Here is an 18,189-nt window from a genome sequence, read left to right as displayed (position 1 = left end):
TCTCCTAGCAGAGAGAAGGCGGGACAGTTAAATCCTGACTCAGTTCCGGCGGATTCTGAAGAAGATAGATGGCAGTCGCAATTGACACATTATAGTCGTGCGGGATTGTCAGAGGTAAGGAGCAAGCCATGTTTTCGTTTCACTTAAACGCTTGCCCTGCGGGGAAGAAATAAATCAAAGCACAAAAAGCAAAATCACAAGATGAAAAATAACTATCAGAAAAAAACAGGCCGTCCCACTCTTCCGAGCGATGATGTCAGACAGTACGTGATTGGCGTCCGTGTTAATTTGAAAGAGCGGACACTGCTAGCCAGCAAAGCCAGAATGTTAAATCTATCTCTTTCGCAATGCTTACGAGAGCTATCCATACAAAAGGACATAAAACGCTTAGTTGTCCCAGCCGTAAACAGACAAGCTTACGCCGAATTATCAAAGCTTGGGAGCAATCTTAACCAGCTTTTGCAGCTTAGCTATCGTTTAGACAGAAACGCGATCCCAGAGCAACTAATCAACGAAACGCACGAAGCTGTCACAAAACTACGCTGCGAACTGCTAGGCCTAAACAAGGCTGCGAAGAATGATAGCTAAACTCGTAAAAGGCACAGGATTTCGCGGAGCATTGGATTATGACCTCGGGAAAGATGGTGCGTCTATTTTAACAACCAATATGGCCGGGGAAAATCCGAGAGAGCTAGCGCAGGAATTTGGAGCTATTCGCAATTTGCGGCCCAATTTAAAAAAAGTGGTTTGCCATGCAAGTATTAGTCTGGCTCCGCAAGAAAGCCTAACAGACAAGGAATGGCGTAACGTCACGCAAAAATACATACAAGCAATGGGGTTTAGTGACTGCCAATATATTGCGACAAAACATACAGACACAGAACATCCACATATTCACATTGTAGTTAACCGAGTAACCATGCAAGGAGAAGTCGTAAGCGACAGTAATGACTTTAGAAAGCAAGAAAAATTAATGCGTGAACTAGAGAAAAAATACGACCTGCAAGCTGTTGCAAACAGCAAAGAAGTCGATTCAAAAGCATTAACCAAAAATGAAGTTGAAAAAGCTCTCCGCACAGGAGAGTTGCCTATCAGAATGCAACTGCAAAACAAGGTAAAAGAAGCTTTAAGCGCATACAAGAACCTTAATTTATTTATAAAAACACTAAGCGCAAACAGTATTGAAGTTCGACTCAACCGAGCCAAAAACGGAAATATCAGAGGCATTAGTTTTGCGCTGAATGGAATAACCATGAAAGGCAGTTCCCTAGGCAAAAGTTACTCATGGAACGGACTGCAAAAAAGAGGATTATATGAGCAAAATGGAAAAAATAAAGAACTTATCGACTGCGAAAGAAGAGACTCCAGAAGTGGACGAAATCACAATGATGGAAGCCCGCTTGGGATTGCTGAGCCAGCAGGAGCAACACAAAATCGAGAGCAACATGGAGTTGATCAAGCTTTTGAAAGAATTTCAAATAGTAATCAAGGAATCAACTCGGACAGTAGAAAAAACCATAGAAGAAACAAGGGATTTTCCCGTTAAGGCTGTGAAGTTATTAGAAAAGGACGTAAACCGCTGTATAGCGATATGTAAGCTAGTCAACAAGCAAGCCGGAAAGGCTCATGAGGAGGCATGCGAAGTCTATAACTATATGCAAAATGAAGTGCGGAAAAACATCTACATAAATATGGGAATTACATTTCTTTTTTCGCTGGTTGGGGTTTTGTTTGGTGTGGTGATCGTGCTGTATAAGTTGGGGATTTTGTAAGGGACCATTTCAAATCAGTTTTCTAAGACAATATACGCACTTGCAAAGAAACGCATCATATTATATCTATAGCCATAAAAAATAAACAAGGAACTTTAATCGATGAAAGATCAATTCGATGAATATTGCCTACTTGATTGGATGTACTTAAAAATGCGAATGATAGGCCAGTCTCAAAATACGTTCATGGTTAAATTTGATGAAAAAAACTTACCTGACATACACACTATATACCCGAATATTACATATGAAAAACTAATTGAAATATTGAACATATGTCGAGCTAACCATTGGATAGAGCAAAAAGAAATAAGTACCGGGAATCCGTATTCTCTAGTTGGGATAACAACAGCAGGTCTAGGCATAGCAAAATCTCGACATATCGAGAATCAACGAACCAACACAATACCCAAAAAAATTATTTGCTGGTGTAATTCAAATCCCGGTGTTTTAGCCGTTGCTGCAATATTAGTTAGCGCTGTAAGTTTAATAACATCCGCCTATATAGCAATAAACTATTCATCAAAATAAGGAACATGTTATGACGAACCTTTTAGAAGGAGCACCAGCTTCAGTTACTTGTTTGTGTCTTTATTGCCAGTCACCTCTTGAGGACAAACACGGAAAGCAGCCGAAAGAAGGAGACCTAATTGAATGCGCTCATTGTGGAAATTTAAATGACTTTAGCAGTGTCGTAGCAGAAGCAAAAGAAAGAGCAGAAGCTCAAGTTAAATTAACAATCGAACAAAATTTAAATAATTTAACTGCAAAACTATTCAAAAAATAAGTTTATGATGAAACAAACATCAAACATAATTCCAACAGATGCTTATTCATCTCCACCTCAAAGCAAATATTTTGAACTATTTTTTGACTTTGCACCTATCTCTTTCCAGAATTCAAACTCAGCAACCAAAAATTTATTTATAAACAACGTCAAGAAAATCTTATCTACCTTTCAATACTATATCCTTGAAGACGTCCAAATTGATATTTCATGGTTTACAGATGAGTGCTACCGATATGAAACAGATAAATGCCCAGATGTGGACAACATAATAAAACCTATTTTGGATTCATTTATTGGACCAAATGGATTCTTAATTGATGACTGCCAGATACAATCTGTAAGTTCTACATGGATTGATCATAGTGGAAATCAAAGTTTCGAAGCAAGAGTAAAATATCACTGGGACATGACATGCCTTAAAGACGACTTATTTTTTATACAAATAGATAAAGGATTATGCTTCCCATTTAGAAAAAGCTTCTCCGCTAAAATTGCAAAGACACGTCTTGAATCCATAATTAATTCCATACAAGCAAGAGAGCAAATGGTTGCTAACGGGCACCGCATGGTTGAAGCCCTTGAATCACTTCCACTACAACGTTTTTTTCACCGCTCGCGAATAAGGGATATTCAAATAATTAGGCACGAAGATTTTATTAACGCAAAATATACTGCATAATTAAGACCTACTACACAGAATTTTAATACTCCATTTTCCTTTTTCATGACCGGAACCACCCAGCCTCAAAATCAGCCCAATGTTTTTGAAATTTATAATGATAGTCCCATAAGACGCAATCAAAAGTAGACGGCGACTTACCCCGCCAGCCCATCCAAATAGTCAGCCCACTCCTGCATCATCTTATGACGTTCCTCTAGGTACTCAGCGCGGTTGTAAGCGTCCCGAACCTTATTTGCCTCACCATGGGCCAATTGACGCTCTATGACGTCTGGCATGTACTTTAATTCCCCATTTAGACGGGTACTCGCAGTTGTCCTGAACCCGTGGCAGCACATTTCATCCTTTGCGTACCCCATACTACGTAAGGCCTTATTTATGGTGTTCTCGCTTAATATCCCCTTGTTGCTACGATCACTGTGAAAAATATATTTATTATGGCCTGTTACAAGATGGGTTTTCTTTAATATGTCTATGACCTGTGTGGAGAGCGGGACAATGTGAGGTCTCGGAGCTTTCATTTTATGAGCTGGAATTTGCCATTCTCTTGCTTCCCAATCAATTTCTGACCACTCAGCACTACGTAATTCCCCAGAACGTACAAAGGTATACGGAATAAATTTTAATGCCTGGGCAACACTGAAAGTACCTTTGAAATTATTTATCTTCCGCAAAAGTTTCTTAATCTCGGCAGGTTTCGTTATAGCAGGAAAGTGTTTAACACGTTTTGATGCGGGAATGAGTAACGCTTTGGTATCGCTTGCAGGGTTACTCAATTCTGGATTTGATACGCGGGCATAGTTAAAAATATGTACGCAAGTTAAATTAACTCGCTTGGCAGTCTCATGCAGATTCATGGCTTCCAAACGCTCAAGGATCGCAACTATATCTTTATTCGTTATTTCAAAAATGGATTTATCGGCTATGAAAGGGAATACATGATTCACAAGTCTGCCGTATATGGTCTGCCTGTCTTTTTTGTTTGCCAGAGTTAATGATTTTTTCGCAAACCATTTATCCGCAATAACTTTAAAACTATAACTACCGTCTATCTTAGCCTTCTGCTCTTGTCGCTCTCGGGATGGATCCAATCCTTTCGCTAGAGACTGGCGCATCTCAAATACTCGATTTCGAGCTTCTTTCAGACTTACTTCTGGATACAACCCTAGCGAGAGCATTTTTGCTTTGCGATTGAATTGATAGCGAAGCCGCCACCTTTTAGAACCGCTTGGAGTAATTTCTAAACAAAGGCCGTTACTGTCTGTGATTCGGTACAGCTTCTTCTTGGGCTTGGACAATTCAATTTGTTTTATAGTTAAGGGCACTTAAGAGTCCATGTGTTGAGGGTTAAGACTTGAGTAACTTTCTAACAAAAAAACTGGTTACTCAAACTCTTACTCAATAAAAAGGTCTGTATCAACCTACCCCATGAAATCTCGTGGAACTTAGAAAACAAAAAAGCCCTGCAATTGCAGGGCTTTTGACACTCTATGCTATCGAGTGGAATTATTAACTGGCGGAGAGGGAGGGATTCGAACCCCCGGAAGGCTCACACCTTCAATAGTTTTCAAGACTACCGCGTTCAACCGGACTCTGCCACCTCTCCAAAACGTGAGAAAAGAATTTTGCCGAAGTTGCCTAAGATGTCAACCTTTTTTTGTACTTTTGTACGGAAATTTTTATCCTGGCAATTTGAGGCCTTATTAATCGACATAGACAGCCTGAACATTAGTCCCGGATGACCTTCCCAGACTAAAGATAAACGCCCTTTCCTTTCAGCTCATCACCAAAAGCACGCAACTCGGATATTGAACGAAGCCCAAGTTTTTTCATCATATTTGAACGGTGTTTTTCAACCGTCTTGATACTTATAATCAGCAGATCGGCAATTTCCCGGTTTTTATACCCGGCAAGAACCTGCTTCAGAATTTCACGCTCACGGGCAGTCAATGAATCAAGCCGTTCATCACACTTACCCCGCTCTTTCTGAAGAAATCCCTTGGCCACTTCTCCGGAAATATCAGGGGCAAGATAAACTTTACCTTTCATCACTGTCCTGATCGCCATCATGAGTTCTTCGCTTGAGGATGTTTTCAAAACATATCCGCTGGCTCCGGCATCAAGAGCTGAAAAAATATGATCCGCTTCTTCATGGGCTGTCAATGCCAGTATCTTGGTCTTCCCATGCCCCGCGAGTTCCTGAATGGCCTGTACGCCACTTTTAACAGGCATGGACAGGTCCATCAGCACAACATCCGGATTCAATCTTTTACAGAGGCGCACAGCTTCCTCACCATTCTCAGCCATGCCGAGCACATTAATTCCCGACTGGGACTTCAGAATGGTTTTAAGCCCTTCCCTGACCAAAGCATGGTCGTCAGCAATAACAACTCCGACAAGATTCAACATTTACACCAACGTCAGGTTTTAATCACACAGCCCTCAATAAAGCAATCCATAAGCTTAATGAAATCAATGTTACATCAGTTCAGGAAATGACTCAAGAAAGGTACAGTCATTTAATAACTACAAACAAGCATTGTCAGCCGAAGCACGTGCTTGAATTAAAAATTCATCACGCCCAACAGCTTGCACAATACGCATGTCTTGCAGCTAAAAAAAAGGCAGTCGAAACTTCGACTGCCCTTGACTTTCATGTGGCGGAGAGGGAGGGATTTGAACCCTCGATAGAGTTTTAAGCCCTATACTCGCTTAGCAGGCGAGCGCCTTCAGCCGTGCTCGGCCACCTCTCCGTTTGCATGGTGAGTGAAGTGATGTGCTTCACTCACTCAGGAAGCGTTTAAATATATTTACACGTCCTGAATGTCAACACCTTTCAAGATATTTTTTTTAATTATTTATGAACTATGTCTTCTTTTTTTCTAAAGGTAGAACGGAAAACAATATTCAATGGAGCAATCTTAACATTCAGAATTTTGCGAAGCTTATTTTCAAGGAACCTGTGATAGGATGACTTGATCAGTTTTTCATCGTTGATAAAAAAGATAAAAGTCGGCGGCTCTTCGTCAGCCTGGGTGACGTACTTGAACTTAGCCCTTCTGCGTTTGACCACCGGAGGCTGATGTTTATCAATGATATCCTTCATGATTCTGTTGAGCTCACCGGTGCTGATTCTTAGTGAACATTCTTTCTTCAGTTTCGCGGCAAGAGGCAGAATCCCGCCCAGACCGGACTTGCTGATGCATGAAGTATAAACCACCGGAACATGATGAGCTATTCTGAGCGCACGCTCAAAACCTTCCCGCAGTGCTTTCCTTTCTTCCTTGGAAACAAGGTCGATCTTATTGACTGCTATGATAAACGGGACAGCCTCTTTGAGCAGGTAATCCAAAAGCCGTTTATCCTGCTTGGTAATGCCGGACAGAGCATCAACAACCATTATGGTCACATCCGCTCTTGCACTGCTTCTTAATGCGCGCACTACACTGAAACGCTCAATAGTATCAGTAATATTAGTTCTGCGGCGCACACCAGCGGTGTCCACGAAAGTATAAATTTTGCCGCCACTGTCAAAAGTAACGTCAACGCTGTCACGTGTAGTACCCGCGATATCACTGACGATAACCCTTTCCTCACCGGTCAGAGCGTTCACCATGGAGGATTTCCCGGCATTGGGTCGTCCCAACATGGCGATTTTCAGGCCTTTGGCCTCCTCATCTTCTTCCTCCGGCTCAATTCCGGTGGCAAGAGCCATATCCGCCACTTTTTCGCGTAATTCCTGTAGATTGAAACCATGTTCGGCTGATACAGGCAGCATTTCAAAGCCAAGAGCGTGAAAGTCTGCGGTAGCCGTGGCCTCCATCTCTGCTCCGTCAACTTTGTTGACCAGCAGGAGAACGGGTTTGTTGCTCTGGCGGATATAGTTGGCAACTTCCTCGTCCAGAGTCGTCAGGCCGGTTCTGCCGTCCACAACCAGAATCAGCGAATGGGCGGATTCAATTGCTTCACGGGCCTGTTCAAAAATATCTCCCTGAAATTCACCGGAATTATTATCGCTCTCCATTACCAGACCACCGGTATCAATAAGGGCGTACTTAACCCCGTCATAGTGGCCTTCGGCATAGATGCGGTCCCGGGTGATGCCGGGCTCATCGTGGGTCAATGCCCTTTTCTTTCTCAATAATCTGTTAAAAAGTGTGGATTTCCCTACATTAGGGCGTCCAACAAGTGCAATAGTAGGCAGCATTTCAGCCTCCGCAAAAATAAATGAACTGTCATCCGCAACATATTTATCGCGTGAAAACACTATATATCAAAAAAAGCGGGAAGACATCCGCTTCCCGCCTCTTTCATCTTCTCAGAAAGGGCCTATGACACAATGCACGTAACTCTGTAAAGAATTTATTACTCCTGAGCCCGCTATGCAGCACTACTAAATTCAGGAACGTCTCATTTTAAAAGGGCTCTGCAGTCAAAATAAAAGATCGGTCCGGCATTGCAACATTATTAAAATATACGGCAGGAGCCCGCAATATCAATTGATACTGCGGGCTCACCTTAATTTCAAACCACCAAGTCAATAATCATTATTGACGAAGATCCGACAGAACCCTGTTCAGAGAATTCAACTGAAATAATAAACAGGGTAAACGTCGTTCATTGCTAAAAAGAAGACTACTCTTCCTCGAACAGCTTTTTGATAGCCTCGGTGTAAGGAGGCCTGAGAACACCCTTTTCAGTTATGATCCCGGCAATGAGTTCATTAGGAGTGGGATCAAAGGCAAAGTTGAAAACTTCCACGCCCTCAGGGGTAATCCGATGGTCTCCCACATGGGTCACTTCGGTCGGGGTACGGTCTTCGATAGGCACATCATCTCCGGTAGGAGTCTCGGGATCGATGGTGTAGACAGGAGCGGCGACGTAGAAAGGGATACCGAACTCGCGCGCAAGCAATGCCACGCCAAAAGTCCCGATCTTGTTCACAGCATCACCATTAGCAGCAACACGGTCGGCACCAACCACAACTTTCTGGACCAGCCCTTTTTTCATCAGCAATGCACATGCGTTATCGCAGGCAACTTTAACTGGGATACCGTCCCGATGCAGCTCATAAGCTGTCAGACGTGCCCCCTGAAGAAAAGGACGGGTCTCATTGGCGATAACGGACACTTTCTTGCCCTGATCAACCGCACCGCGGACAACACCCAGTGCTGTCCCGTATCCGGCGGTAGCAAGCGCTCCGGCATTGCAGTGAGTCATGATGGTATCGCCATCATCCATGAGTTCGCCGCCATACCTGCCTATATCCTCGCACATGCGGATATCGTCCACGTGGATTTCCTTGGCCCGCTTAAGCCAGATGGAGCAGAGTTCATCAAGTGAAACATCACCTGCTTCAGCCCATACCCGCTTCATTTCCCTAACAGCCCAACGCAGGTTTACTGCCGTGGGGCGGGCATTTTCAATTTTATCGAGGTTCTTTTCAAGGTCTGCCTTCCAGTCTGCACTTCCGGCCACCTCACGCCCGGCAAGATAACACCCGTATGCGGCAGTCACACCGATTGCAGGAGCTCCGCGAACAACCATAACCACGAGGGCCTCAACGATATCATCGGTTGTTTTGCAGTCGAACCAGTCCTCACGGGTTGGCAAATAGCGCTGGTCAAGCAGAACCAATGCGTCTTTTTCAGGGGAAAACTGAATATGCTCGGTCATTTGAATCTCACTGGGTTAAGAAAGTTTTTCGGAAATCATTTTGCTGACCATACCGGGGTTAGCTTTTCCTTTGGTCTCGCGCATGATCTGGCCCATGAAAAAGCTCATCAACTTCTTCTTTCCGCCCTTGAAGGCTTCAACTTCATCAGGATTGTCAGCCAGGACCTTATCAACGACAGCTTCAAGAGAAGATGAGTCGGAAATCTGAACCAGACCTTTATCATTGACGTACTTCTCGGGGTCAATCCCTTTGGTGAAGACTTCGCTGAAAATATCTTTACCTATTTTGATACTGATTACGTCCTTTTCCACGAGCTGGATAAGCTTCGCCATCATTTCCGGCTTAAAACTGCAGTCGGCAACATTCATCTCGCTATGGTTAAGTTCACGCAAAAAGTCACCTTTGATCCAGTTAACTACTTTTTTGGGATCATTGTGATTCTCAAGAACAGCCTCAAAATAATCAGCAATATCTTTTTCTGAGCTTATCAGCTCTGCATCGTCATCGCTAAGTCCCATGTCATCAATGAATCTGGCTTTGCGTTCAGTCGGGAGTTCGGGGAGCGAGGCCTGCCATTCAGCAATCCATTCATCTTCAATGACAAGAGGAACCAGATCCGGATCTGGAAAGTAGCGGTAGTCGTGAGCCTCTTCCTTGCCGCGCATAGAATGGGTTGTTCCCTTGTCCGCATCATAAAGGCGGGTTTCCTGAATTACTTTTTCGCCATCTTCAATGAGGTCAATCTGGCGCGCGACTTCGTAACGAATTGCTTTATGGATGTTTCTGAAGGAGTTGATGTTCTTGAGCTCCGCACGGGTTCCGAACTCTTTCTGGCCGACAGGACGGACAGAAATGTTTGCATCACAACGGAAAGAACCTTCTTCAAGGTTACCGTCACAGATACCGAGATAAAGAAGAATAGAACGCAGCCCCTTGAGATAGGCAACGGCCTCGTCAGCACTGCGCATATCCGGTTCACTCACTATTTCAATGAGGGGAACTCCGGTACGGTTCAGGTCTACAAAGCTGGCGTTTTCAGCCGCTGAGTGGATGTTTTTACCAGCATCCTCTTCCATATGGATACGAGTGATACCGATGCGTTTGGCATGCTTCCCGCCGTCAGCATCTTCGTAGGAGATATCAAGATGGCCATGCTCGCAGATGGGCAGGTCAAACTGGGAAATCTGGTATCCTTTAGGGAGGTCCGGATAGAAGTAATTTTTACGGGCAAAGATAGACTTCTGATTAATATCGCAGTTGGTTGCCAGCCCCATCTTGACGGCATATTCCATTACTTTTTCATTAAGAACCGGAAGAACGCCAGGCATACCGGAGCAGACTTCGCAGACGTTCTCGTTGGGGTCCTTGCCGAACTCGGTGGAACAGCCGCAGAAAATCTTGGTCTTTGTCTTGAGCTGGGCGTGAACTTCAAGCCCGATAACAGTTTCAAACTGAGTCATATGAATTACCATCCTTATATGATGTCTCCGGCTGCCCTTTGCAGGAGCCTTTCAGCGTAACTCCGGGGCTTAAAACTTTTTAATAAAAAGGCTTTAAGAATCCCAAAACTTTTTAACAGGGCTTCGCCATTTGGAGATAATATGTTTATTTGATTAAATACAATTAACCAATGAACAACCTGACAGAGAGGTAGAGTCTACCTCTCCAAAAAACTTAATCAAAAATTATGCAACCCCTCAATGAATCAGCAGGCCCACTATCCCTCAGGAGCCAGACCATGTTTCGAATCTTTCGAATAATGAGAAGTTGCGAAGGCTCCGCCGCTCCAGCTGCATGAAGCGGAATAAAATCACCGGATAAGTGATATGCGTTTCACAATCAACGCCTCAAGGCTGACCGGCTTATCAGCAGATAAACAGGCACATGATTCTTTAAATGATGCGCCGCGTATTTGTATTTATTCCCGGTTCCTATGTAATAATCAAGACGCGCCCCGCGAATGGCCTTTCCGGTATCCTGCGCAAGCCCGATACCATTCACCCTGTGGGCCGGACGCCCCTTTCGAGGGTAAATATCCGCCCTGAAAGAAACAATTGATCCCAGTGGCAAAAGCGAAGGGTCTGTAGCCAGACTGACCTTGCCATGCAGAGCTTTACCCATGGCTCCCAGAGGCTGCCCACGGGTGACTTTAAAAAAGATATAACTTTCGTTTTCAGCCATTAACTCCCACATCTGCCCGGGGTTCCTGAGCAGGTAGGATTTTATCATGGACCGGGAGAGCTGGCTCTTCTTGAGAACACCTTTCTTGTGCAAAATATGACCAAGCCCTTTGAAATCCAGTCCGTTACTGCCACTGAAAACAGCAGTCCGCAAACGACCATCTGGCAGACGAAGCACTCCGCCACCCTGAACATGCATGTAGAACAGATCCACCGGACACTTCAGCCATGCTACTTCAAGCCCCCTGCCGGACAAAACCTTGTTGATATCGATGGCCCGGCGGGAATGATAAGGCAGTATCTTCCCATTTTCAACCCGGTAGGCCTTACGAAGCTTTTCCGACCAAGGATGGGTCTGTCCGGGGCGGGCTTTCCTAAGATCAGGTGGCAGTCTGTAAACGGGATACTTATAAGGTCCCTGTCTGGTCAAACTGGCTTCAATCACCGGTGTATAATACCCGGTCATCTCCGCACCGGACTGGAGCTGATACCACACAAAATACTTACCCAGCAGCTCCGGATTTCTGTCCAGCCGGGGCAAAAGCCGCTCAAGATCTTCAAGAGACCTGCGCAACTGCCCCCATGTAAGGCGTAATTCATCACGTTTGAGAGCAAAACCGCCTGAAGGATTTCGTCGGACATACTCTATCGACTTCCGGATCTGGGGGAGAAGATCCCGCCAGGAGCGCATATCCTGAGAACCAGCGGAGAGTCTTCTTGCAGCAAGTTCCGCTGAATTGACCGGAAGCTTTTGAAACCGGACAGGGCCGCTTGGAGCTTTCAACCCGGGCCTTTTGCTTTTCCATACTTTGGTACTGGTCTCAGATCTGATAACCCTTTTCTTGGGGATTGTTTTTACTTTAGCTGCACAACCGCAGAAAAGAAAAGACAGCAGACACAAAACCGCCACCATTTTAAACGGAGAAATATTTTTTTTCATTTAGGTACTATGCTTCGATAACAACATCACTGAATCTGCCAACGCCATACTCACGCCGCCGCAGGAACTTCTCGGGACTCGGCCCGATAATCTGCAACTCTCGATGTCTCAACTGAACATCCTGAGCGATATGCATTTCCTTGGTACATCCGGTTGAGTATGTGGCATCCTTTCCCGCCCAGACCGGGGGCACACGTTCACCCATCAACTCAAAACTTTTTTCAATATCGGCATAAGTCTGGAATCGCCAGATGGTTATGAAACCGCTTCGCTGAACTTTTTCCCACATGAACATGAGGTCGTCTGCGTCCATACCCTCTTCAAAATACTCAGCCGGGTTGATGATGTAAATATCCTCCAGACGCTCTCTCAGATAGCCTACAAAGGTATTGAGTACCTTGATGGCGGTGTCTACCTGACCGGGAATACTTCCCACAATGGCACTGTAGAACATGACCGCTTTATTCTGTGACCTTGCCTGCTGCATTTCATTTATTATTTCGTCCGCCTTTGCGGTAATCCCAGCTTCAGTGAATTTTATTGTACTTGGTGATTTAGCTTTGAATTCAAGCCTGAAATGTCCCTCCAGAGTACGGTAAAAACAAATTACATCACGGGTGAACTGGTGGGTGTTCCCTACAAGCCTACGCCTGTTTCCCCACCCTTTGGCGAGAATAAGGTCCGACTCTTTCCAGGCCCGCGCAAAAGTAACGCTGCAGCGCACCAGATTCAGGCGTTCTCTGGTTCCATCGGAAATAACGACAAAAGGATTCTGGCGCAGACTGGACAGCAGATCGTTTTTGGAGATGCGGTTTTCAGAAATGAACAGAGCTCCCTTTAAAGCTTCAGCAAGTTCCGGGTCGTTTTCACGGTCCCAGAATGTGGGATCATCAAAACAGAACCCCTCACGCAGCGAAAGGATGACACTGTGCCCCTGACGTATCAGGGATCTTATCATTAAAAGGTCGGACATAAGTCCGCCGGTTTCATCAGGCAGATAAAGGATTCTAAGCCCGGGTCCGTTCGAATGTAATATATTACGCACGGGTGAAAAATCGACTTCATCACGAGAATACATTTTGGAAAACTGAAGGAAATCCCCACTGAAAAGATGCTTGCTCCACTGATCAGGAAGAGTTGCAAGACGGAAGAAGCGTTCCAGTTCGACCATATCCAGCTCAAAGCGCATATCCGCGAGACACCCGCAATCCGGTGCAGGGTAAGGGCAGGATTCAATGGCATTACGGAAAAATTCACTATCCACAAATTCCTTGCCTCTTTTAAACAGGACACTTTTTCGCTCACGGTAGGGGTCATCAAGACCGGACCGGGTCAGAAAAATAGTAATCATCCCTTTAAGCAGGCGCCACGGAATCATTATTGAAGAGTCCAGAGCCTGTTTGAATTTGTGTCGGCAGAGATTAAGTATCAGTCTGCGCTGATAGCGGTCGGCAACATGATTCTTGACCAGTTTAACCAGTTCCCGCCACGCAAATGCGTAAACGTTCAGAAGATCAGCTTCAAGCCCAGGGTTAACGAGCCTTTTGAACTGCCAGTCAGAACAGGGAGCAAAGACCTGATCATCCTCCAACGCAATCATAAAGCGTAACTGTTCCGGTGAGGCATTCTTCACCGGATCCATGAAGCTCTCCAAATTATTGGCGGTCATAAAGTGCAGAAGCCAGGCATCAAAAACCGGGTCTTCACCGTACCTGATATCTTTAATAGATGTAAAATCCGGCAGAATTGTCACTGATGGGTTACTCCGAAAGAAAGCCTTTGCTTCTTAGTTTCTGAAAAAAAGTATTGCTGTGAATACGGGCAAGCATAAGTTCTTTCTTATGTTTCTTGATGGTCACCCGGTAGCCGCGATTGAGCGGATAGGGAACACGACCGTCCTCAGTAAGATAAACATCTCCTGAAGATTCGGCGATATCGATGGTAAGAGGATTTTCCGCGGGAAGAACCATTGGCCGGATTCCATTAAGAAACGGGCAGACCGGAGTGACACACATAGCGGAAAGTTCGGGATGGACCAGAGGACCGCCCGCAGAGACATTATATGCAGTAGAGCCGGTGGAAGTGGAAATGATCAGACCGTCAGCACGGAGATTCTTGATCCACTGTCCTTTCTGGCCGATATCTAATGAAATTATCCTTGCAACAGCTCCCCTGGAAATGACCAGATCGTTTATAGCCACTCCACGGGCGACAATTCCCTTTCCCCGCTGGACCTCATAATCAAAGGCAGTTCGAAGGGAAATATCCAGATCTCCGTCCATGAAACGCTCTAGCGCTGTCTCCCAGTCCTCAGGAAGGACCTCAGCGAGAAATCCTACCCTGCCGTGGTTGATCCCTAGAACAGGAACTTCCCAATCAATGACATCCCCGGCCACACCGATGAAAGTGCCGTCTCCTCCGAGAACAAGTACCAGAATACATTTATCCCTGTAGCGGGAAACATCAATTCTGGCCGGCGGAAACGGATACTCTACAAGAACGGAATCAAGCCCCCGATCACTGAGCCAGAGGGCAATTTTATCCCCCAGCTCAGCGGCAGGACCGCCGCCGGACTTAGTTACGATAAGAACAGAACCTTGACTCTCAGACATAGAATACTCTCCTATTAGAAAGGGGCCCAAGATTCAACTGTTTGATCACCATATTTTCTGCAAAATTATTTATTTTTAGACTATACATTTCACACGATATTTTTTTGCTTATTTTAGCTTTGCCGCCTAACCGACCGACAAAAATATAAAATATTATTCTAATTTTTTTGTTTTTTACCCTAAAGCATATATTCAAACCTGCCGATACAGGTAATGAGGAGGATTATCTACCGTGGCTCACAACCCTGCAGAAGTAAGAAATATGCTGCGCACATATGGAAAGCAGCTTACCAGTGCCAAGCGACTGGCCCGTTTCAGGCGTGCCCTGCAGCGGTCCGAGTCACAGGACACTGTTACTATTTCGCGCGAAGCACGGCGGCGTGAGCTTATTGAGAAGATTTCCCGGGAAATTATCGAAAATCTCATTGTCTCGGGTAATGAAAATCCGGTAGTGTCCGATATATTAGAACAGCTGGAGCTTGATTTTGGCACCCGTTACCTGTTCGAGTACCCTCTCGACGGCAGTGATGTTCAGATTCTTCAGGAAACTGAAGAAGGAGTTTTTGATCTTCCACGTGAAGAAAAGTCTCAAGTCATGAACAGACTCTGGGAGATCACTCTGGACAAAGTAGATCAGACAATGCTCTGATCCATCAGGTCCAAAATCACGAACAAGTTTCAGACTGAATCTATAACCTCAATTTATTGTCAACTTGGTAACCCCGGAGGGGATCATGAAGATTAACCAGTATAACCCAGCCCATCTCAAGGCTTATTCAGAGAACCGGGTCAAGGACGCTGCGGACAAGACTCAGTCCCAGAACCAGACCTCGGCTCCTTCACGTGATGTGGTGAACGTTTCGTCACAGGCGAAGCTTTTAGGAACAGCCAGACAGACCGCCACAGACAGTCCCGACACCAGGGAACAGAAGGTCAGAGACTTGAGAGATCAGGTACGTGCAGGTACATACAAGCCGGACATCCGCAAGACGGCAATGAACCTTGTACGCGATGAAGTGGATTTTCTGCGTTAAAAAGCAAAAAACCGGCGAAACCATGACAGATTTCACCGGTAGAAATGCATTTTAATATATGGGTGCTACCCGCTACTTTCTTACCCGGCAACGGCTTCCTCAGGATTCATCGTTGGCCGGGCGGAAGTGTGATGGGTATTTGGAATCAACCTGGGGGACCTGCATTCCGCGCTTCGCCTCAGAGTTTATAACAATCGGGCCACCCAGATTAAGCGTGGTTTCGTCAGGCCGTCCCGGAGGGATTGTAACGGTCACCAGAACCGCCAGCTGTCCGATACTCTCAACACGGAGAATCCTTTTCTCAGCTTCGCTGAGGCGAACCTCGTAGTCATCCATGAAACTGTAGGGATCTGCAACCAGCAGCCCAAGTCCAGGATCTTCAAGGCTCTGCAAAAGCAGAAAAGGAGATGTCTCGCTGATCTGAATAAGAGCGAAGTCCCTTTTTTCATCAAAGCCGATAAGCCCACGGGAAAAGTAGATGATACCGTCTTCAGTAATCTCTCTTTCTCCGATACGGGTTCTGATTATTTTTGTTCTTTCTTTTGCCATAACTCGGTCGCAGCAAGAAGGTCCTGCTCTGTGTTTTCAAGCGCCAAACGGTTCTGTTCTTTGATCTTGAGGTAAACCTCTTCCCTGTAAACAGTAGTCTCGGTCGGTATTTCAAGGCCCAGCTTCACCTGCCGCCCCTGAACACTAAGCACCGTGATCTTTATGTTATCATCCAGATATAGAGCTTCCCCCGGTCTCCGGGTCAGAATAAGCATATTATTTTTGTGTAGATAATCCTGTTGGATCGTTTAGCTTTACATGAAAATAACCACCACTGCGGTGAATATTCTCATTTCTTGAACTGTCTTAGCTCATGAACATCTTGTGGGCAAGCACAAGCTTTCAGCTTTATTCTAAATTTTTATATAAAATTAAGCAGATTCTGCTTCATAATCATTGAAGAACTCTTAAGAACCGCTTCATACACTATCTGCTGTTGTGACAGCTGGGTCATTAATTCACCTATATCTACGTCTTCGATATGGGAGATTCTTTCCTTCTCGTTTAATTCCAGACCGGAGAGCACGCTGTCAGCAACGGAAAGACGGTTTTCCCTACCCCCGACATCCGCTTCCTGAGTCAGTACATGCTTCTGAGACAGACCAAGACTGTCAAGGCACTCCTGCACACCGGACTGGTTGTTGGTCTCCAGAAAAGCGACAAGATTACCCATAGTCTCAAACAGGTTATGAGACGGCGAAGCGTTGCTTCCCGTAAGCATGCTGTTGGCATTGAAAACCGGACTGGCATTTGAACTTCCCGGAGCTTCATAAATTCCACCGAAAATATCCTTACCGACATCGTTTATCCGCACATACTCATTTTCCTGAATCTGCAGATTGATAGCAGCGGTATCCGGACGTACAATAAATTGCGCTCCGGAAGTCAGGGTATTTACCCCGCCGTTGGAAAAAATGGTCAGAGTTCCGCCGGGAATACTCAGAACAACGTTGGACGCCACACCGTCAGCACTTTTAATATTGCCTTCATCCCAGGTTACTCCGCCGTCAAGGCTGTAGGAGTAACTGATGTTGGAGGCAAGAGTTGCCGTGGAATCAATCCTGACTGCAACATCGCTGTTGAAGTCCCCCTCAGCCATGGTCCTGCCGCCGCCAAGGGTTGTGCCCATGCCGGTAATATTGACAGCATCCTCATCGTCCCCCTTGTACTGAGCTGTGGGACGGACCCACATCCAGGTTCCAGTGGCATCATTGGTGTTATCAGCAGCATTGGCAGTAACGTCGGTTCCGTTATCCAGAGTCATGGTAACACCGTCAAAATCTAGTGTGTTACTTGTTCCGGAAAGGGTCTTGGTGGTAAAGGTATCGCCACCATCCTTGGAGTAACGGTACTGAAGATCGTTAGTGGTCCCTATGGTTCCTGAATCGAGAAACTGGACAACTATAGTTTTTTCTGCACTTCCGGTGATGGTAAAATTACTCGAAGAAACATTGGAATCATTGGTGGTCATCCAGAGCTTTTCTTCAAAGGCGTTCTTATCAACCTTATGTCCGGCATAGATGCTCTTGCCTTCGTACTCGGTATTGGAGAGGGCAACGAGCTGCTGGAAAAGCTGGCGGGCTTCATAACTGATCTGTTCCCGGTTATCATCAGTGATGGTTCCGGAAGAAGCCTGCTCGGCGAGCTCCTTGGCTCGGGTAACTATGGTTGATACCTGAAGGAGCGTACTGTCAGAAAGACTTAGCCAGCCTTTAGCGGTATCGATATTGTTGCGGTACTGCTTGACTGTGGCAAGGGTTTCACGATGGTCGAGAATACGGGCCATCCCCACAGGATCATCCGAAGGACGGTTGACCTTCTTCTGGGTCTGGGCCTTGATATTGCTATCCACCAAATCGGTGAGCGACCTGTTCATATTCGACACATAGGTGTTGAAAAGCATTTGCTGTGATACTCTCATAACCTTTCTCCCTTAGCCTGCTCCATCAAAAACAT

18 protein-coding genes and 2 tRNA genes are annotated in these 18,189 nt (G+C 45.5%); 7 read left to right on the top strand and 13 right to left on the bottom strand.

The window, feature by feature from the left end; all coding sequences use genetic code 11:
- Window positions 1-201 precede the first annotated feature (201 nt).
- The 5 genes from ACZ5PW_RS07475 (at window position 202) to ACZ5PW_RS07455 (ending at window position 3,241) form a co-directional block, all read left to right on the top strand.
- Window positions 202-588 carry a plasmid mobilization protein gene (locus ACZ5PW_RS07475; RefSeq protein WP_464559467.1) on the top strand — a complete coding sequence of 129 codons (387 nt, stop codon included), beginning with the start codon at window positions 202-204 and terminating at the stop codon, window positions 586-588.
- A complete protein-coding gene (locus ACZ5PW_RS07470) occupies window positions 578-1,546 on the top strand; it encodes a relaxase/mobilization nuclease domain-containing protein (protein WP_464559465.1) in 969 nt (322 codons plus the stop codon). Before ACZ5PW_RS07475 ends, ACZ5PW_RS07470 begins: the two co-directional genes overlap by 11 nt.
- 328 nt (window positions 1,547-1,874) lie before the next feature.
- Window positions 1,875-2,303, top strand: coding sequence for a hypothetical protein (locus tag ACZ5PW_RS07465; RefSeq protein WP_464559463.1), 429 nt, complete (start codon window positions 1,875-1,877; stop codon window positions 2,301-2,303).
- Window positions 2,304-2,313: 10 nt separating this feature from the next.
- The gene (locus tag ACZ5PW_RS07460; RefSeq protein ID WP_464559461.1) at window positions 2,314-2,559 is read left to right on the top strand and encodes a hypothetical protein; all 246 of its coding nucleotides are present in this window, start codon (window positions 2,314-2,316) and stop codon (window positions 2,557-2,559) included.
- Between the two features lie 4 nt (window positions 2,560-2,563).
- Complete coding sequence (locus ACZ5PW_RS07455) at window positions 2,564-3,241, top strand: RusA family crossover junction endodeoxyribonuclease (RefSeq protein ID WP_464559459.1); 678 nt, start codon at window positions 2,564-2,566, stop codon at window positions 3,239-3,241.
- A 137-nt stretch (window positions 3,242-3,378) separates the two neighbouring features.
- Here the strand turns inward: ACZ5PW_RS07455 and ACZ5PW_RS07450 are convergent, their stop codons facing one another.
- From ACZ5PW_RS07450 to ACZ5PW_RS07405, 10 genes are all read right to left on the bottom strand, one after another.
- Window positions 3,379-4,566 carry a tyrosine-type recombinase/integrase gene (locus ACZ5PW_RS07450; RefSeq protein WP_464559456.1) on the bottom strand — a complete coding sequence of 396 codons (1,188 nt, stop codon included), beginning with the start codon at window positions 4,564-4,566 and terminating at the stop codon, window positions 3,379-3,381.
- 189 nt (window positions 4,567-4,755) lie between these two features.
- Window positions 4,756-4,847: transfer RNA gene (locus ACZ5PW_RS07445), tRNA-Ser, on the bottom strand.
- A gap of 146 nt (window positions 4,848-4,993) precedes the next feature.
- On the bottom strand, window positions 4,994-5,650 hold the full coding sequence (locus tag ACZ5PW_RS07440) for a response regulator (protein WP_464559454.1): 657 nt from the start codon (window positions 5,648-5,650) through the stop codon (window positions 4,994-4,996).
- 249 nt (window positions 5,651-5,899) lie between these two features.
- A tRNA-Ser gene (locus ACZ5PW_RS07435) sits at window positions 5,900-5,994 on the bottom strand.
- 101 nt (window positions 5,995-6,095) lie between these two features.
- Entirely contained in the window at window positions 6,096-7,448 is a 1,353-nt protein-coding gene (gene der / locus ACZ5PW_RS07430; protein ID WP_464559452.1) for a ribosome biogenesis GTPase Der, read from the bottom strand.
- A gap of 428 nt (window positions 7,449-7,876) precedes the next feature.
- A complete protein-coding gene (gene mtnA, locus ACZ5PW_RS07425; RefSeq protein ID WP_464559450.1) occupies window positions 7,877-8,917 on the bottom strand; it encodes an S-methyl-5-thioribose-1-phosphate isomerase in 1,041 nt (346 codons plus the stop codon).
- Between the two features lie 15 nt (window positions 8,918-8,932).
- Complete coding sequence (gene gatB, locus ACZ5PW_RS07420) at window positions 8,933-10,378, bottom strand: Asp-tRNA(Asn)/Glu-tRNA(Gln) amidotransferase subunit GatB (protein ID WP_464559448.1); 1,446 nt, start codon at window positions 10,376-10,378, stop codon at window positions 8,933-8,935.
- Between the two features lie 379 nt (window positions 10,379-10,757).
- A complete protein-coding gene (locus tag ACZ5PW_RS07415) occupies window positions 10,758-12,038 on the bottom strand; it encodes an MltA domain-containing protein (protein ID WP_464559446.1) in 1,281 nt (426 codons plus the stop codon).
- A gap of 7 nt (window positions 12,039-12,045) precedes the next feature.
- Window positions 12,046-13,791, bottom strand: coding sequence for an ARMT1-like domain-containing protein (locus ACZ5PW_RS07410; RefSeq protein WP_464559444.1), 1,746 nt, complete (start codon window positions 13,789-13,791; stop codon window positions 12,046-12,048).
- Between the two features lie 7 nt (window positions 13,792-13,798).
- Window positions 13,799-14,650, bottom strand: coding sequence for an NAD(+)/NADH kinase (locus tag ACZ5PW_RS07405; RefSeq protein WP_464559442.1), 852 nt, complete (start codon window positions 14,648-14,650; stop codon window positions 13,799-13,801).
- A 232-nt stretch (window positions 14,651-14,882) separates the two neighbouring features.
- On the opposite strand from ACZ5PW_RS07405, the gene ACZ5PW_RS07400 reads away from it, so the two are divergent.
- Window positions 14,883-15,299, top strand: coding sequence for a DVU0524 family FlgM-associated protein (locus ACZ5PW_RS07400; protein WP_464559440.1), 417 nt, complete (start codon window positions 14,883-14,885; stop codon window positions 15,297-15,299).
- An 85-nt stretch (window positions 15,300-15,384) separates the two neighbouring features.
- Window positions 15,385-15,684 (top strand): flagellar biosynthesis anti-sigma factor FlgM, encoded by a 300-nt coding sequence (gene flgM / locus ACZ5PW_RS07395; protein WP_464559438.1) that lies wholly within the window; start codon window positions 15,385-15,387, stop codon window positions 15,682-15,684.
- A 99-nt stretch (window positions 15,685-15,783) separates the two neighbouring features.
- Here flgM and fliW read toward each other — a convergent pair whose 3' ends face one another.
- The 3 genes from fliW to flgL all read right to left on the bottom strand — a co-directional run bounded on the left by fliW (window position 15,784) and on the right by flgL (window position 18,154).
- Entirely contained in the window at window positions 15,784-16,233 is a 450-nt protein-coding gene (fliW, locus tag ACZ5PW_RS07390; protein WP_464559436.1) for a flagellar assembly protein FliW, read from the bottom strand.
- Window positions 16,209-16,448 (bottom strand): carbon storage regulator CsrA, encoded by a 240-nt coding sequence (csrA, locus tag ACZ5PW_RS07385; protein WP_419780593.1) that lies wholly within the window; start codon window positions 16,446-16,448, stop codon window positions 16,209-16,211. Before csrA ends, fliW begins: the two co-directional genes overlap by 25 nt.
- A gap of 146 nt (window positions 16,449-16,594) precedes the next feature.
- On the bottom strand, window positions 16,595-18,154 hold the full coding sequence (flgL, locus tag ACZ5PW_RS07380) for a flagellar hook-associated protein FlgL (protein ID WP_464559434.1): 1,560 nt from the start codon (window positions 18,152-18,154) through the stop codon (window positions 16,595-16,597).
- Window positions 18,155-18,189 lie beyond the last annotated feature (35 nt).

The organism is Maridesulfovibrio salinus (assembly GCF_055394525.1).
This window is presented reverse-complemented; position numbering and strand designations above follow the sequence as displayed.

What these genes read in the sequence shown, in the direction of transcription:
- csrA (WP_419780593.1), bottom strand. Translation starts at nt 16,448, where the DNA reads ATGCTTATTCTGACCCGGAGACCGGGGGAAGCTCTATATCTGGATGAT.
- der (WP_464559452.1), bottom strand. Translation starts at nt 7,448, where the DNA reads ATGCTGCCTACTATTGCACTTGTTGGACGCCCTAATGTAGGGAAATCC.
- fliW (WP_464559436.1), bottom strand. Translation starts at nt 16,233, where the DNA reads ATGGCAAAAGAAAGAACAAAAATAATCAGAACCCGTATCGGAGAAAGA.
- gatB (WP_464559448.1), bottom strand. Translation starts at nt 10,378, where the DNA reads ATGACTCAGTTTGAAACTGTTATCGGGCTTGAAGTTCACGCCCAGCTC.
- ACZ5PW_RS07455 (WP_464559459.1), top strand. Translation starts at nt 2,564, where the DNA reads ATGATGAAACAAACATCAAACATAATTCCAACAGATGCTTATTCATCT.
- ACZ5PW_RS07470 (WP_464559465.1), top strand. Translation starts at nt 578, where the DNA reads ATGATAGCTAAACTCGTAAAAGGCACAGGATTTCGCGGAGCATTGGAT.
- ACZ5PW_RS07405 (WP_464559442.1), bottom strand. Translation starts at nt 14,650, where the DNA reads ATGTCTGAGAGTCAAGGTTCTGTTCTTATCGTAACTAAGTCCGGCGGC.
- ACZ5PW_RS07460 (WP_464559461.1), top strand. Translation starts at nt 2,314, where the DNA reads ATGACGAACCTTTTAGAAGGAGCACCAGCTTCAGTTACTTGTTTGTGT.
- ACZ5PW_RS07475 (WP_464559467.1), top strand. Translation starts at nt 202, where the DNA reads ATGAAAAATAACTATCAGAAAAAAACAGGCCGTCCCACTCTTCCGAGC.
- flgM (WP_464559438.1), top strand. Translation starts at nt 15,385, where the DNA reads ATGAAGATTAACCAGTATAACCCAGCCCATCTCAAGGCTTATTCAGAG.
- ACZ5PW_RS07440 (WP_464559454.1), bottom strand. Translation starts at nt 5,650, where the DNA reads ATGTTGAATCTTGTCGGAGTTGTTATTGCTGACGACCATGCTTTGGTC.
- flgL (WP_464559434.1), bottom strand. Translation starts at nt 18,154, where the DNA reads ATGAGAGTATCACAGCAAATGCTTTTCAACACCTATGTGTCGAATATG.
- mtnA (WP_464559450.1), bottom strand. Translation starts at nt 8,917, where the DNA reads ATGACCGAGCATATTCAGTTTTCCCCTGAAAAAGACGCATTGGTTCTG.
- ACZ5PW_RS07415 (WP_464559446.1), bottom strand. Translation starts at nt 12,038, where the DNA reads ATGAAAAAAAATATTTCTCCGTTTAAAATGGTGGCGGTTTTGTGTCTG.
- ACZ5PW_RS07465 (WP_464559463.1), top strand. Translation starts at nt 1,875, where the DNA reads ATGAAAGATCAATTCGATGAATATTGCCTACTTGATTGGATGTACTTA.